The sequence below is a fragment of the Klebsiella planticola ATCC 33531 genome (genome assembly GCF_000735435.1).
In the GTDB taxonomy this organism is placed as follows: domain Bacteria; phylum Pseudomonadota; class Gammaproteobacteria; order Enterobacterales; family Enterobacteriaceae; genus Klebsiella; species Klebsiella planticola.
This window is the reverse complement of record NZ_JMPP01000066.1, coordinates 82,537-97,450: the sequence shown is the minus strand read 5'-3', so window position 1 is coordinate 97,450 and position 14,914 is coordinate 82,537. Positions and strand designations below refer to the sequence as shown.

The 14,914-nt window shown below is 55.0% G+C and carries 13 protein-coding genes; 6 read left to right on the top strand and 7 right to left on the bottom strand.

Going from position 1 to position 14,914, the window contains the following annotated elements; translation table 11 throughout:
- Positions 1–34: 34 nt before the first annotated feature.
- Genes GRPL_RS02270 through GRPL_RS02285 form a run of 4 tightly spaced genes read right to left on the bottom strand, consistent with a single transcriptional unit; the run spans position 35 to position 4,498 of the window.
- Entirely contained in the window at positions 35–1,453 is a 1,419-nt protein-coding gene (locus GRPL_RS02270) for a YlbE family protein (RefSeq protein ID WP_032700636.1), read from the bottom strand.
- A complete protein-coding gene (gene fdrA, locus GRPL_RS02275; protein WP_032700635.1) occupies positions 1,453–3,000 on the bottom strand; it encodes an acyl-CoA synthetase FdrA in 1,548 nt (515 codons plus the stop codon). Before fdrA ends, GRPL_RS02270 begins: the two co-directional genes overlap by 1 nt.
- Positions 2,990–3,853, bottom strand: a complete 864-nt coding sequence (locus tag GRPL_RS02280; RefSeq protein WP_032700634.1) for an oxamate carbamoyltransferase subunit AllH family protein — start codon at positions 3,851–3,853, stop codon at positions 2,990–2,992. The genes fdrA and GRPL_RS02280 overlap by 11 nt, the downstream gene beginning before the upstream one ends.
- 39 nt (positions 3,854–3,892) lie before the next feature.
- On the bottom strand, positions 3,893–4,498 hold the full coding sequence (locus GRPL_RS02285) for an ankyrin repeat domain-containing protein (protein ID WP_032700633.1): 606 nt from the start codon (positions 4,496–4,498) through the stop codon (positions 3,893–3,895).
- Positions 4,499–4,755: 257 nt separating this feature from the next.
- Between GRPL_RS02285 and GRPL_RS02290 the strand changes: the two genes are divergently transcribed.
- The 6 genes from GRPL_RS02290 to GRPL_RS02315 all read left to right on the top strand — a co-directional run bounded on the left by GRPL_RS02290 (position 4,756) and on the right by GRPL_RS02315 (position 11,089).
- Positions 4,756–5,250: a DUF1097 domain-containing protein gene (locus GRPL_RS02290; protein WP_032689114.1), complete on the top strand. Its 495-nt coding sequence runs from the start codon at positions 4,756–4,758 to the stop codon at positions 5,248–5,250.
- Between the two features lie 156 nt (positions 5,251–5,406).
- On the top strand, positions 5,407–6,366 hold the full coding sequence (locus tag GRPL_RS02295) for a LysR substrate-binding domain-containing protein (protein WP_032696486.1): 960 nt from the start codon (positions 5,407–5,409) through the stop codon (positions 6,364–6,366).
- Positions 6,367–6,428: 62 nt separating this feature from the next.
- Entirely contained in the window at positions 6,429–6,842 is a 414-nt protein-coding gene (locus GRPL_RS02300) for a DNA breaking-rejoining protein (protein WP_032689111.1), read from the top strand.
- A gap of 763 nt (positions 6,843–7,605) precedes the next feature.
- The gene (locus GRPL_RS02305; RefSeq protein WP_004858977.1) at positions 7,606–8,529 is read left to right on the top strand and encodes a sugar ABC transporter substrate-binding protein; all 924 of its coding nucleotides are present in this window, start codon (positions 7,606–7,608) and stop codon (positions 8,527–8,529) included.
- A 33-nt stretch (positions 8,530–8,562) separates the two neighbouring features.
- A complete protein-coding gene (locus GRPL_RS02310; protein WP_032689108.1) occupies positions 8,563–10,047 on the top strand; it encodes a sugar ABC transporter ATP-binding protein in 1,485 nt (494 codons plus the stop codon).
- Between the two features lie 19 nt (positions 10,048–10,066).
- On the top strand, positions 10,067–11,089 hold the full coding sequence (locus GRPL_RS02315) for an ABC transporter permease (protein WP_172619965.1): 1,023 nt from the start codon (positions 10,067–10,069) through the stop codon (positions 11,087–11,089).
- Positions 11,090–11,186: 97 nt separating this feature from the next.
- Here the strand turns inward: GRPL_RS02315 and GRPL_RS02320 are convergent, their stop codons facing one another.
- From GRPL_RS02320 to GRPL_RS02330, 3 genes are all read right to left on the bottom strand, one after another.
- The gene (locus tag GRPL_RS02320) at positions 11,187–12,884 is read right to left on the bottom strand and encodes a GGDEF domain-containing protein (RefSeq protein ID WP_032700632.1); all 1,698 of its coding nucleotides are present in this window, start codon (positions 12,882–12,884) and stop codon (positions 11,187–11,189) included.
- 308 nt (positions 12,885–13,192) lie between these two features.
- Entirely contained in the window at positions 13,193–14,419 is a 1,227-nt protein-coding gene (locus tag GRPL_RS02325; RefSeq protein WP_032696484.1) for a Zn-dependent hydrolase, read from the bottom strand.
- Entirely contained in the window at positions 14,416–14,898 is a 483-nt protein-coding gene (locus GRPL_RS02330; RefSeq protein ID WP_032689103.1) for an L-2-amino-thiazoline-4-carboxylic acid hydrolase, read from the bottom strand. Before GRPL_RS02330 ends, GRPL_RS02325 begins: the two co-directional genes overlap by 4 nt.
- Positions 14,899–14,914 lie beyond the last annotated feature (16 nt).

Genomic DNA, 14,914 nt, shown 5'->3' with positions numbered 1-14,914 from the left:
GCCAGGGCGCTTTCGCCGCAGGCCGGGGATTTTGTTAAGCGCCGTAACGTTCGACCCAGCGCAAAATCGCCTTTTCAAAGCAGGCAAACGGCGGGTGGACGATGCCGGCGCCGATCATACCGATGCCTGCATCTTTGTGGGCGATGGCGGTATTGATCACCGGCAGGATACCGCTGCTGCCGACGCGGGTAATATCGATAGCGGTCGGTACCCCCATAAACCCGAGCAGCGGGATAGTGACGTTCGGGTTTTCACCGAGGGTGATTTCCCGCATCTGGCGGGAGAAATCGATGGCCTCGTCCACCGTTCCGCCAACCAGTGCGACGATGGCCGGCGCCGTTGCCATAGCGAACCCGCCAATGCCGTAAGTTTCGGTAATCGCGCTATCGCCGATATCGAGACCGGAATCCTCCGGCTTATAACCGGCAAACATCGGGCCAATAACCTGTTGTGCCGGGCCGGTGAACCACTCTCCCGGCAAGCCGCTGACTCGCAGGCCAAACTCGACGCCATTACGCGCCATGGTGGTAACAACGGTGCTGTACTCAATGCCATGGGCGGCATCCATCGCGGCTTTACACATTGCCATCCACGTCGGGCCGGAGAAATAGTCGCTGCTGGCGACGAACTCAAAGACTTCACGCTGTTGTTCGACCGGATAGCCGGCCTGAATAATGCCCGGCGTCAGCGCCTGGATCAGTAGCGTGGTACCGGCATTGTTGCGGTTGTGGCACTCATCGCCCATATGCAGGGCCTGCGCCAGCATCAGGCGCAGATCGATTTCGCCAATCACCTTCATGGCGTCGCGCAGCATCGGTCCCTGGACGTCACGCATCCAGTTCAGACGGTCGATAACGCTCTGGTCGTTCGCCCCCATGCGCAGGATCTTCGCCATCTGCTCGCTCATGTTGGTATAAGCGATGTTGCCGTAGGTTTTGTTCTCGACAATATGCATAAACATGGAGGCGGAGGTGACGCCGGCCATGGACCCGACGCAGTCATGCTCGTGGCATGGTGAGAAGGTGATTTCACCAGAAGCGGCCAGTTCGGCGGCATCAGCAAGATCTTTTGCCAGCCCTTCAAATACCAGCGCGCCGGTGACCGCACCTTTCATCGCCCCGCACATCTTTTCCCACGTGACCGGCGGCCCGGCGTGGAGAATGGTTTTTTCCGTCATCCCAGGCACCACGTTGATGGCCTGGTCGAAGCCCGTCAGCACCGGATGCGACTGGATAATGCGTTCCAGCGCCTGCTGGTTGGCGGCGGCGATTTTATCCGCCAGCGCTGAATCGGCAAGCGCGTCGAGGGCATTGACCACCCGCATATTGCCCTGGCCTGGCGGCGTCCAGTCGAGCTGAGTCACCGCCGTATGCTGTTTTTTCAGATCATCGCTGAACATCGCGATCCCGACGTTAATAACGTTCAGCGGCTGGCTGAATAGTGACTGATTCATCAGGCGTTCTCCCCTTTGCAGATAAGTTCACGTGCCAGCAGGCCGGTCTCGGTACTGCTGTTGGCCAGAATGACGCCTGCCTCGCTAAGCATCAGGCGCTGTTGCTCCCGTGATGGCGTATCGATATCGGTGCCTAAAACGTAAGCGAGGATCGTCAGCCGACGGCCATCGGCGGCGGCAATGGCTTTTGCCTCTTTGATCGCCTCGATCGTCGAACCGACCGGATCGTCGTGCGAGCCAAAGCCCAGCACGAAATCCATCACGATCACCGCAACCTCAGGATCGCGCGCTTCCTGCAGCAGGCGGCTGATGCGGTTGATGGGGTCGATCATCGGGTGTGGCTTACCATTGGTGAAGTCGTCATCGCCGAAATCGAGGAAGGTGTGCTTGATGCTGTGGTTGATATCGTTCAGGCGATAAGCCGGATCCGGCTGAATGTTGCTGTAAACTTCGGCGTGTTTTTCCAGAACGGCGAACATGGTTTCGTCGCACAGAGTACCGCCGCAGAACAGGCCGCGAATGTATTTCTGCTGCGGTGCGAGCTGCGCACGCACGTCAGCAATCAATGCCGGGTTCAGCGGGGGTAAATCGAGATTTTCTTGCTTAACGCCGCTCAGCAGCACCGCCTTCAGCGCCGCTTCTCTGGTGCCGCGGGCAAACTGCAGACCTTGCTCGTCGGCCGCTGGTTCGGCGCGGCCCAGGAAGCACACGACCACCGGTTTACGGCAGGCGCGGGCGCGCTCCAGCACTTTTTTCGCCACTGTCGGGGCAGGCGGCTTGGAGACGAGGGCGATAATTTCCGTTTGCGGATCCGCTTCCAGCATCTGAAGGGCATCGAGCATCATCATGCCGCCGATTTTTTCACTCAGGTCGCGACCGCCGGTACCGATAAGCTGCGATACGCCGCCGCCGAACTCGTGAATACGCACGCTCAGCTCCTGGCTACCGGTGCCAGAGGCGCCGATAATACCAATGTTGCCGCGACGTACCGCATTCGCGAAGCACAGACCGGTGCCGTTAATGATGGCGGTCCCGCAGTCTGGCCCCATCAGCAGCAAACCTTTCTCGTGGGCCAGCTGTTTCAGCGCCAGTTCGTCCTCGAGAGAGACGTTATCGGAAAACAGCATCACGTTGAGGCCGCTTTGTAACGCCTGTCGTGCTTCGCGGGCGGCGAACAGGCCGTTGACTGAGATAACCGCCATATTGCTGTCCGGAAGATGCTTTTTAGCGCTGGCGAGGGTGGCATAGCGCGCTTCGTGCTGGCCGCTTTCCGCTTTTTTGCTAAATAGCGTTTCGATCTCGGCCAGAATTTGCTCGTTATCGGCGCCGTCTTTGCCATTTATGACGATCATCAGGTCGCCGTTTTTCGCCGCTTCCAGCTGCGGCGTCAGCAGTCCCAGGTTATGCAGAACCCCTTTGTTCATTTCGGTCGCCATCGCTACAAATGCCTGCTCTACGCCGTCGATCTTATTGGCGCGGGTGGATATCGACATTAATGAGACGGAATCAAAATAGGTATTCTTCTTCACGACTATTTTAACTGACATAATTCCCTCCATACGTTTGGCTCAGCGCGCAGGCATCCGCCATGCCCAATAGCATGTCGCTGCCGGAACTTGAGCCAATATTTTTAATATCGGCAATTGCCTCAATAGAAAAGATTGTGGGTTGATTAATTATGATATTTATCAACCCGGCGATACTTTCGCGATAGCGCTGATTAATCGCTGCCTCCAGCGTAATCGCGCTGAGCGGCGTGGTGTTATGCCTGGCACATTGCAGCGCCGCTAAAAATTCATTCCGGTATTGATTGGCCGGGTGTCCATGAATAAATAAAATAACGCTAAGTCCTACCAGGTAATCATCCGCCGAGGGCGTCAGGCCAATACCCAGGCCGAGCATATTAGCAATGGCGGCACTGATGTTTTTATTTTGCCGAAGCGCATTAAATAATATTTCCCGTCGATGCTGTAATTCTCGCCCCATCGCTTTATAAAACGGATTGTCACCGCGATAAAGAAATAACGTGTCGTCCTCATGCAGTTGCTCAATGATAATGTTTTGCCATCGTCGCCAGGCTATCCGGGTAAATGCTGCCGCGCTTAATACGGCCCCTGGCATTTGCCAGCGCTCACAGCGGTGGATGTCTATCCATTTATCATGGCCAATGTAAATCCCTGAATCGGTGAACCGGACGCTTTCCCCTGGCCGGAACAGGTTGTCAAAGTAGGTGAGTGCTAACCTACAGCTGTTGGGCGCGTTGTCATATGCGGCGCACAGCAGCGTCAGGAGCCCTGGCTTATCGGGGACTAGCAGGTTGACCGCACGCGAGAAGACCTGCTCGACCCGTCCGCCGCCGCGTTGAGTGAGAAAGCTCTCATCCGCAGTTAGCGCTTGCACACACCGCCGTGAGGTGGTGTCGATGGCAATTCTCCTTCTTCAGGCACCGGCGGCGACCAGCAGGTGGGCGATTTCAGCAAAGCCCTTATCCCATGCCAGTTCCAGCGGCGATTTGCCATATTTATCGGTCATATGTGGATTGGCGCCGTGGTTCAGCAGCAGCTTAACGATCGCTTGCTGCGTTGCGCCGCCGTCGTTTAAGACAATCGCTTCCAGCAGCGGTGTCCAGCCGACAAAGTTGGTGTGGTTGACGTTAATATCGGTTTCGGTCAGCAGAATTTTAACGATCTCAAGATGGCCTTTTTCGCAGGCCGGCGTCAGACCGACGCCGCCGAAACGGCTTAAACGCGCAAGGTCAGGTTTAGCTGGCAAAATTAAGCGCAGCAGCTCGACGTCATTATTCAGGCAGCTCAGTAAGAACGGGTTAAAACAGGTCTGGTCCTGCTTATCAATATCGACACCAGCGGCAATGAGTACAGAAACGCAGGCATAATGTTTATTCAGGCTGGCCAGAGTAATAGCGGTTCGCCCCTGGCGATTGCTGACATTAATATCGACGCCGCGCGCTAAACAGGCTTTTAATTGTTCGACATCACCTTGCTCCGCGGCCAAAAGATATTCAGCACTAATATTTTCCGTGGTCATCATCTTGCTCCTGTTGTTGCGGCTGAAACTATTTGATGGCTTGAGCATAGCAACCAAAAATAGATAAAAGAACCCGCTTAAATTTTATTCGCGATAACCCCACTGATTGTTGAATATTTTTTAATAATGGATGCAGACTGTGCGGCAGTGCAATGTTTGTTTCTTGCAGGCGATTTCCCGTAATTCAAGAAGGGATTATTTCTATATAGTTCCCGAACGAAACCCATTTCCACGACCAATATCACGAGGGGGAAGAGATGAACGGACTCACCGCAACGGGGATTACTGTCGGCCTTTGTGCCGGGATCTGGCAGCTGATCTCCTCGCAGGTTGGGCTTGATCCGAGCTGGGGATTGCTGGGCACGATCGGCTTTGTCGCTTTTTGCAGTTTTTATGCGGCAGGCGGCGGTAAAGAGGGGTTTGTGAAGAGTCTTTTTGTTAACTACACCGGCGTCGTCTGGGCATTTCTGGCGGCGATGGCTGCGGGTGGACTTACTGCGGCCACCGGGATGTCATCCTTCTGGGCCAGCGTTATCACCACGGTGCCGTTCTCCGCGGTGATTGTCTGGCAAGGGCGCTTTTCCCTCACCGCGTTTATTCCCGGCGGTTTTCTTGGCATGACGCTGTTTTTCGCCTCCGGGATGAACTGGCCGGTGACGCTGCTGGGTTTTTTGGCCGGCAACGGCGTAGGGCTGATTTCCGAATATACCGGTCGAAAACTGAGCGAGGCAACCTCAAAAAGCCCGCGTTGAACCATGGCGCCGCGGAGAATTTCGCGGCCCGCGTGGGCGGACCTTGCGCATGGTGTTAAAAGATATTCAAAAATGATTGCCCGATGACAGGGACAGGAAATAGAGTCGATTGCAGGGTAGGGCTAATGGGCGGTTGACGAAAGCAGGAGCGGGCGAATGAACTCAATTTTTACTGAAGAAAATCTGCTGGCGTTTACCACGGCGGCGCGCTTTGGTAGTTTCAGCAAAGCTGCAGACGAGCTGGGGCTAACGACATCAGCCATCAGCTACACCATCAAGCGCATGGAAACGGGGCTGGACGTGGTGCTGTTTACCCGCAATACCCGTAGCATCGAGCTGACGGAGTCCGGCTACTATCTTTTCCGTAAGGCCACGGATTTACTCAATGATTTCCACGCCATCAAGCGCAGCATCGATACCATCGCCCAGGGCATTGAGGCCCGGGTCCGTATCTGCATCAACCAGCTGCTTTATACGCCGCGACATACGGCGCGTCTGTTGCAGGTGCTCAAAAAACAGTTTCCAACCTGCCAAATTACCGTTACCACGGAGGTGTATAACGGCGTCTGGGATTCGATGATTAATCAGCAGGCTAATATCGCGATTGGTGCACCGGATACGCTGCTCGACGGTGGCGGCATTGACTACACTGAAATTGGCGCCATTCGTTGGGTCTTCGCCATTGCTCCGGATCATCCGCTGGCGTTTATGCCGGAACCGATAGCAGAAAGCCAGCTACGGCTTTACCCCAATATTATGGTGGAGGACACCGCCAGCACGATTAATAAGAAAGTGGGTTGGTTACTGCACGGGCAGGAGGCGATTCTGGTGCCGGACTTTAATACCAAATGCCAGTGCCAGATCCTCGGTGAAGGCATTGGTTTTCTGCCGGATTATATGGTTCGTGAGGCCATGGCGGAAAACCGGCTGATTACCCGCCAGATTCATAACCCTCGCCAGGATTCAGGAATGCTGCTGGCGACCCAGCACGCGGCCAGTGGACAGGTGACGCAGTGGATAAAGAAAGAGTTTCGCCCCGGTGGGATATTAACCGCTATCTATAGTGATTTACTTCACCGCGAGATGACGGTGAAATCGTTTCAATCTATTTCCTGAAATTTTTCTGGAATACCTTATGTGCTATAACACCAGATATAAAAACATAAGGTGTTAATTAAATGAAAAATTTAAAGTTAATTGTTGGTAGCTTGATCTGTGCAGGTTGTTTATTGGCACCATTATCTGTCATGGCGGGTTATAAGATAAACACGATCCCGGTTCATTTCGATAAAGGCACCAGCGGAACCACCATTACAAATGCCCTGAGCGGCGCCGATGTGAAAGATTACACGCTGGTGGCAAAAGCGGGCCAGCTAATGCACGTCACCCTGAAGAGCAAATGGCCTCATCCTTATTTCAACGTGATCAACCCCGCGAACGAAACCATTTTTAATGGCTCGATGACAGAAGGTGCTTTTGAGCAGCGCCTGGCAACCAACGGAAAATATACCGTCCGCGTGTATCAGATGGGCGGCGCGCGCGATGAAGGAAAAACCAGTGCCTATGAGCTGGCTTTGAAAGTCACGGACTAGCTTTGCCTGTATAGAGCCGCCGTTCTCACGTTATGCTGCGGCCACGTGAGGGGCGGCCTTTGTCACTATTTTGCGTTTTGGTGGCCGGGGCCGAGTGCAATGACCCGGTTTCAACCATCTCCCCATCAACACCCCTCATCCGATCGTGCTGGATGTGATTTTGGTCATCCACCCGCCATGCTGCCCCGTGCCCGCAATATATTTCATCCTCTGCGGGCGGGCCTTTAGCGCCTCTTTTATCGCCCCCGTCATGCCGCGCCCATGGGCAATAACAAGCGCTCGCACGATCTCAGACGCCGGAAAATGCCGCTGACGTTTCAAATCCCCCTCTTTTTAAGGCGGAAAATCTTCTCTGGCGGATTGCCAGCGTCAGGCCGGTGACTTGTCTGCAAACTGCTGAGCGCCTCTCATTTTTTGCGCGTTTATGCCGCAATGTTAGAGATCTGTCAAAGTTCTGTTACCAGGTGGTTTTAAAATTTTCATTTCAGTTATTTAATTATAAAAGTTTCATATGAGTTGCTAATGAAACAAAACGTCTGAAATTGACCGGGTGATAAATCGTATGATTTATGAACTGCTGTTTTAATAATTCACTAAAAAACCACTGGATTAGGTGGTTTTGCTAAACATGTGCAAAAACAGCGCGGTCAGAAGCGAGACTTTTGGCCGGCGATCCGGCAGCTAGCAGCAAGACGCATTTACGAAATGAATTTTTCATTTCATCTCAATGAACTGGCATATCACTGAACCCCAAGGAACAACTATGAACATCAAGAAAACGATTGTTGCCTCTTTGTTAGTCTGTATGTTGCCCGCTGCGGTGATGGCAAAAGATCTCTCCGTCGGCGTTTCCATGGCGCTTTTCGACGACAACTTCCTGACTATCCTGCGTACCGCCATGCAAAAAGAGATGCAAAAAGAGGGGGTGAAATCGCAGGTTGAGGATGCCAAGGGTGATGTCGCGCAGCAGCTGCAGCAGGTGCAAAACTTTATTGGTCAGGGCGTCGATGCCATCATCGTCAACCCGGTCGATACCAATGCCGTGAAGCCGATTATCGATCAGGCGACCAAAGCCGGTATTCCGCTGGTCTTCGTGAACCGCCGCCCGCAGATTACGCTGACCGACAAAATGGCCTACGTTGGTTCGGATTCGGTACTGGCCGGCCGTCTGCAGATGGAAGCGCTGGCGAAGGCGATGAACGGCAAAGGCAACGTGGCGATTCTGCTGGGCGACCTGGCGAACGAGTCAACCCGCGATCGCACCAAAGGCGTGGAAGAAGTCGTCGCGAAATACCCGGATATCAAGATCGTCCAGAAGCAGACGGCGAAATTCATGCGTAACGATGCCGTGGATGTGGTGAGTAACTGGATGACCAGCGGGGAAGATATTCAGGCGATCGCCTCCAATAACGATGAAATGGCGATTGGCGCGCTGCAGGCGCTGGGAAGCAACCCGAAGCACATTCTGATTGCCGGTGTCGATGGGACCCCTGACGCTCTGCAGATGCTGAAAAACGGCAAGATGATCGCCACCATTTTCCAGGATGCTAAAGGGCAGGGGGAAGGGGCGGTGGATGCGGCCGTCAAACTGGCTAACGGGGAAAAAGTCGAAAAAGTCATCGATGTCCCTTACCAGCTGATTACCAAAGAGAATATGTCTGAATTTGTCAGCCGTAATCAAAAATAATCATTTCTGGCTCAGCGGTACGGAGGGGGATGTATGAACGCTTTTGCACTTGAAGCCGAAGGTATCAGTAAGTTCTTTCCTGGCGTGAAGGCGCTCGATAATGTCTCATTACGCGTGCGCCCGGGGACGGTGCACGCCCTGATGGGGGAAAATGGCGCGGGAAAGTCGACGTTAATGAAGTGCCTTATCGGGATTTACCGTCCCGATAAGGGCGCGATCCGGGTGAAGGGCGAACCGGTGCAGTTCCAGGATACGATGGATGCGCTGCGCGCGGGGATCTCCATGATCCATCAGGAGCTGAACCTGGTGCCGCATATGACGGTGGCAGAAAATATCTGGCTGGGGCGCGAGCCGATGAAATACGGCTTTGTCGACCATCGACAGTTGGCCCGCCAGACTCAGACACTGCTCAATAAACTGAATATCCGTTTATCCGCCGACCGCCTGGTGGGCGATCTTAGCATTGCCGCCCAGCAAATGGTGGAAATAGCCAAAGCGGTATCGTGGAACGCGGATATTGTCATTATGGATGAACCCACCTCGGCGCTGACGGAAAGTGAAGTGGCTCACCTGTTCACCATCATTCGCGATTTACGCGAGCAGGGTAAAGCCATTATTTATATCAGCCACAAGATGGATGAGATTTTCGCGATTACCGATGAGATTAGCGTCTTTCGCGACGGGACCTGGGTGGGCAGTCGGCAGACGGGCGAATTTACTCGTCAGTCGCTTATTACCCAGATGGTGGGCCGCGAATTAACTCAGCTGTTCCCGAAATTCAATAATACGATTGGCGAAGAGGTGTTGACGGTCCGCAATCTGTCGCGCAAAGGCTATTTCGAGGAGGTGAATTTCAGCGTCCGTCGCGGTGAAATTCTCGGCGTTGCGGGCCTGGTCGGCGCCGGGCGCAGCGAAGTGATGGAGAGCCTGTTCGGGATGGAGCGCTTTGACAGTGGCGAAGTCCTGATTGACGGCCAGCCGGTGACGATCGACTCGCCTTCCGTGGCCATCGAAAAAGGGATGGCGCTGCTGACCGAAGACCGCAAAAAGTCCGGACTGTTCCTCGTGCTTTCGGTGATGGAAAACATGAGCATCGTCAATATGCCGGAATATATCGGCAAGAGCGGGTTTGTCAAACATATGAAGATGGCGGAAGACTGTATGGAACAGATCCGGCGTCTGAATATTAAAACCCCGACCATGGATCAGATTATTAATAACCTGAGCGGCGGTAATCAGCAAAAGGTCTTAATTGCCCGCTGGCTTTTAGCGCAGCCCAAAATATTAATTCTTGATGAACCAACTCGCGGGATTGACGTGGGGGCGAAGGCTGAAATTTATCATCTGATTAGCGAACTGGCGAACCGTGGCGTCGCAGTGATTATGGTCTCTTCTGAACTGCCGGAAATTCTGGGCATGAGCGATCGCGTTATGGTCATGCACGAAGGACGTATTACCGGCATCCTCGACAAAGACGAGGCCGATCAGGAAACCATTTTGTCGTTGGCATCCCACTGAGGTGTAGAGAATGAGCAATATGAAACTGACCGCAACAGCAGCAAATGAGCGATCCTCTTTCTTCGGTAATTTACGGCATAAATTACCGAAAGATACCGGTATCTTTATTGTTATGGTGGTCATCGCCCTGACATTTGAAATTGCCGGCTGGTTTGTCCGCGACCAGTCTTTCCTGATGAACACTAACCGCCTGGTGTTGATTGTCCTGCAGGTCGCCATTATCGGGATTATCGCCGTCGGCGTCACGCAGGTCATTATCACCACCGGGATTGACCTCTCCTCCGGATCGGTCATTGCCCTTGCCGCGGTGGTAGCGGCAAGCCTGGCGCAAACCTCGGATAGCCTGTCGCCGATGTTCCCGTCGCTGGTTAACCTGCCGGCGGTCATTCCCATTTGCGCCGGAATTGGCGTCGGGCTGATCTGCGGATTAACCAACGGCTTTTTGGTCACCCGTACCGGGATCCCACCGTTTATCGCCACCCTCGGGATGATGGTCTCCGCCCGCGGCCTGGCGCAATATTACACCCAGGGAAATCCCATCAGCTTCTTGTCCGACAGCTTTACGTCGATTGGTCAGGGGGCGATGCCGGTGATTATTTTCTTCGTGATTGCCGCTCTGTTTCACATTGCGCTGAAACACACTCGCTACGGGAAATATGTTTACGCCATCGGCGGCAACATGACCTCGGCAAAAGTGTCCGGCATCAATGTGAATAAGTATCTGGTTATCGTCTACACCATCGCCGGCGCGCTGTCGGGGCTGGCCGGGGTTGTGCTGGCGGCGCGCGTCAGCAGCGGGCAGTCCAGTATGGGGATGTCCTACGAACTGGATGCTATCGCAGCGGCCGTTATCGGCGGCAGCAGCCTGATGGGCGGCGTCGGCCGCATCACCGGCACCCTGATTGGTGCGATGATCCTCGGCTTAATCAAAAGCGGCTTCACCTTCGTCGGCGTCGATGCTTACGTTCAGGATATTATCAAAGGGATTATTATTGTTGCGGCGGTGACGATAGACATGCGCCGTAACCGTAAGAAGCACTAAGCGGAAGAGATAACCCTGAAGCGATATCAGGGTTATCTCTTCGCGCTGTTAAACGACAGCATGATGAAAATGGCAAGGTACGCTGGCGCCGGTGAACTCAGGAGAGACCGCAAATCCGGTCACGCCCGCTGTTCTTGGCGTGATACAGCTCGCTATCGGCCCGCGACATCAGTTCCGGCAGCGGGCACTGCCAGCCTTTGGATACCCCGAAACTGGCGGTGATCTTAAAGGTGATATCGCCAGTCGTATGGAAGGTCAGCTTGCGGATTTCCTGCTGAATCCGTGCGGTATAGCTGGCGACTTCGTCTGATGAAGCGGCCAGAAACAGGACCGCGAACTCTTCTCCGCCGAGGCGGCCTACCACATCTTCCGGACGGCTCAACCTGTTCAGGGTTTTGGCAAGGGCAACCAGCACCTCGTCACCCATTGGGTGTCCCCAGTTATCATTTATCGACTTAAAGCGGTCAACGTCGAGCATCACTAACCAGGCCGGAAGCGCCTCGCTGGACTGACTTAATAGCGCATCAGCCCGGGTGCTAAATGCCCGGCGATTAAACAGATGGGTCAGCGGATCCTCTTCCGACTGGCGCTGATACTGGCGGCTGATGCGGGCATCTTCACGGAGCTTTTTCCCGAGGGTACCCAGGGATGAAAACAGGCCCTGCACCTCTTCTGCCGTATCGTCATCGATTTGGACATGGAGCTGTTTTCCGGCAATTAGCGCCGCGGCGAGCTCATTTAAGCGCACAATGGGGCGTAAAACGCGAGAGCGAATATAGAAAATCAGCGCAATGGTCAGGGCATACACCAGCCCAAGCACGACCAGCCGTAACAGGAAATTCTTTAAGGCCCGATGTTCAACGGCAGTGTAGTGCTCCTTAACTCCGGTCATATAGGTGTTCAGGAGATTGTCAAACGAACCGAGGCTGGCGTGATAGGCGACGGCAAACTGTTCGGCGCTCACGCTGTAGGACTTACCGCTGTCGCTCTCCGCGCTTAACCGATTGATTAGCGCAATCCCCTGGTGTTCAAAGTCCCGGCGCGTGTTTTCCAGCGTTCTCTGGAAGTGGGGAAGCCAGGCGACCTCATCTCCCTGCGTTTGCAGCAGCCACCACGCGGTATTAATCCGTTCGATACCGCGAATCAATCCTTCCCGGTTGGCTTGCGGTATCGGCGTGTGTGTGGCCAGCGGAATCAGCACCTGCGGACCGAGTCGGCCCGCAGCATCGCGCAACTCGCCCAACGCCAGCGCGCGCAGAATGGGCCCCAGCGCACTGGGCTGCAGCAGCAGAAACTCATTGGTGCGCTTGAACAGCGCCTTATGATAGAAATCCGTTGCCACCACCATATCGTGAATCGCCTGGTCGGCGAGCTTCGGGTCGCTCAGCACCTCGGTACGAAAGCCGTTGGCAATGCGCCGGGAATGATCCAGCTGCTGCATCATTTCGCTCATCAGCGCCGGAGAGAGTAGGTTTTTCGGGATCTTCTGCATGTCACGATCGGTGATGTCGCGATGAGCGACCAGCACCTGCCAGCGCGACTCTTTATCCTCAGGTGAACTTAATATCAGCTCGTTAACGAAGGCGCGCTCACCGGCCAGGTCATTAGAGACCTGTAGTACCCGGTAGAAAATATCGAACTGGATAACATTGTTATACGCGCTTTTCCACGTTTCCCATGAGCCGGAAAGCAGCCAGAAGGAGAGAATGGTGGTTAAAAAAATCGTCGCCAGCGCGGATCCCCAGATATAGCGGAGAATATTAGACGATGCTGAGGATCTCTTTTTCGTTTTCACACGTCCCCTGGCGTCAGCAGTAAAAAGAAGCGATTCGAAAATCATTGAGTGGAATTGAACTGAAATATAACGGAATTCGATGCCGTTATGTCCGCATATTTGCCTGCTGTATGCGATCTGTTGGCTGATTTTAGCAGATAATCCAGAAGAAAATGGCTTTTTGTCCGCGCGGTTAAATAATGTAAGATATTGTTTTAATTTGTTTATTCATGTTGTTCCCTCTTTTCCGGGAGGGGGCAGGCGGACCGTTACGGCGGTGAGCGGTCGTACTGGCGCGCGCGGCGCCAGAACGACCGACAGAAGGGCGCTTACTTTTCTCCGGCGGCGAGCAGTACGCTATGCAGCAGCACGTTCGCCCCTTTTTCTGCCCAGGTGGGCAGAATATTCTCCGCCTCGTTATGGCTAATTCCCTTCTCGCAGGGGATGAAAATCATGCTGGCGGGCGCGACCTTGCTGATATAGCAGGTATCATGCCCGGCGCCGGAGACCATGCGTCTGGCGCTGTAGCCGAGCGTCTGAACCGCCCGCTCGCTGCGCGCCAGACACTGCGCGTCGAAAGCGATCGGGGCGTAGTCAAAAATCCGTTCAACTTCGGCCGGGACGCCGCGCCCGGCCAGTTCGGCTGCGGCGCGATGCAATGCCTGCTCCATCGCCTCCAGCGCGCTGCTCTGCGGATGGCGGAATTCCACGCTGCATTCGACGCGACCCGGCACCACGTTGCGCGATCCCGGTATCACCTGCACCATGCCGATGGTCGCCCGTCCGTCGGGATGATGAGCGATGCCGATTTGCTCCACCGCCAGCGCCAGTTCGGCGAAAGCGGTCAACGCATCGCGACGGCTGCCCATCGGCGTGGTGCCGGCGTGGGCGGAAAAACCCTCCAGCGCGACGTTGAACCAGCGCTGGCCCATTGCCGCGTGGACGAGGCCGATATCAACCCCTTCTTCTTCCAGAATCGGCCCCTGTTCGATATGGACCTCATAACAGGCATGAACCGGGAATGCGGCCGTCGGACGATCGCCGCGGTAGCCGATGGCCTCCAGCGCCGCGCCGACGCTGATGCCGTCGCGATCTTCGCGGGTCAGCGCGAAAGCTTCGCTGAACTGCCCGGCCCACACGCCGGATGCCAGCATCGCCGGGGCGAAGCGCGCCCCCTCTTCATTGGTCCAGTTGACCAGCACGATATCGCGCTCGGTCTCAATGCCGCGTTCATTCAGCGTGCGTAGCGCCTCCAGCCCGGCGAGCACGCCGTAAATCCCGTCATAGCGGCCGCCGAGCGGCTGAGAATCGACGTGCGAACCGGTCAATACCGGGGCCAGCTGCGGATTTTTTCCGGCGCGGCGGATAAACATATTGCCCATGCTATCGACTTCGCAGGGAAAACCGGCTTCCTGCGCCCACTGGCGCAGCAGGTCGCGCGCCTGGCGGTCCTCGTCGCTCAGCGTCAGCCGGGTGACACCGCCGGCCGGCGTTGCCCCTATCCTCGCCATCTCGTTAAGAGTTGACCACAGACGTTCAGCGTTAATGGCTATCATGACTTGTCCTTCTTCACGCGATAGCGGAAGTCGCAGCACTTTCCGCCCTCCATAATAGTGGTGGTGCGGGTCAGCTCTACCTCCGGCGCGTAGCCGACGATAAACTTGTCGTCGCGGGCGCAGGAGAGCAGGTGGCCAATTTCGCCGAGGCCCATCTCGTGGTACATCTCGGCGTAGCGGCAGCGGTTGACGTTGTAGTTATACTGCTGGTCATCGGCGTCCAGCACCTTGACCTCGAGGGCGTTATCTTTTTCCCACAGATATTGCAGGGCGACGAAGCTCTGGATGTTCGCGCCGTCCGGCTCTTTGCTGGCAAAGGCTTTTCCCGCCTCAATCGCAGCGTTTTCAATGGCTTCGCCGATGACCGCCTGGGCGCGAGCTTTACCTATTTCGCGCACCAGGATGTCATAAATCGGCTTAATAATTTCGGCTTCAATTTTGCGGCGGGCGAGAATGCCCAGCTCATTATTATCACTCATCACATTGCCTCACTGC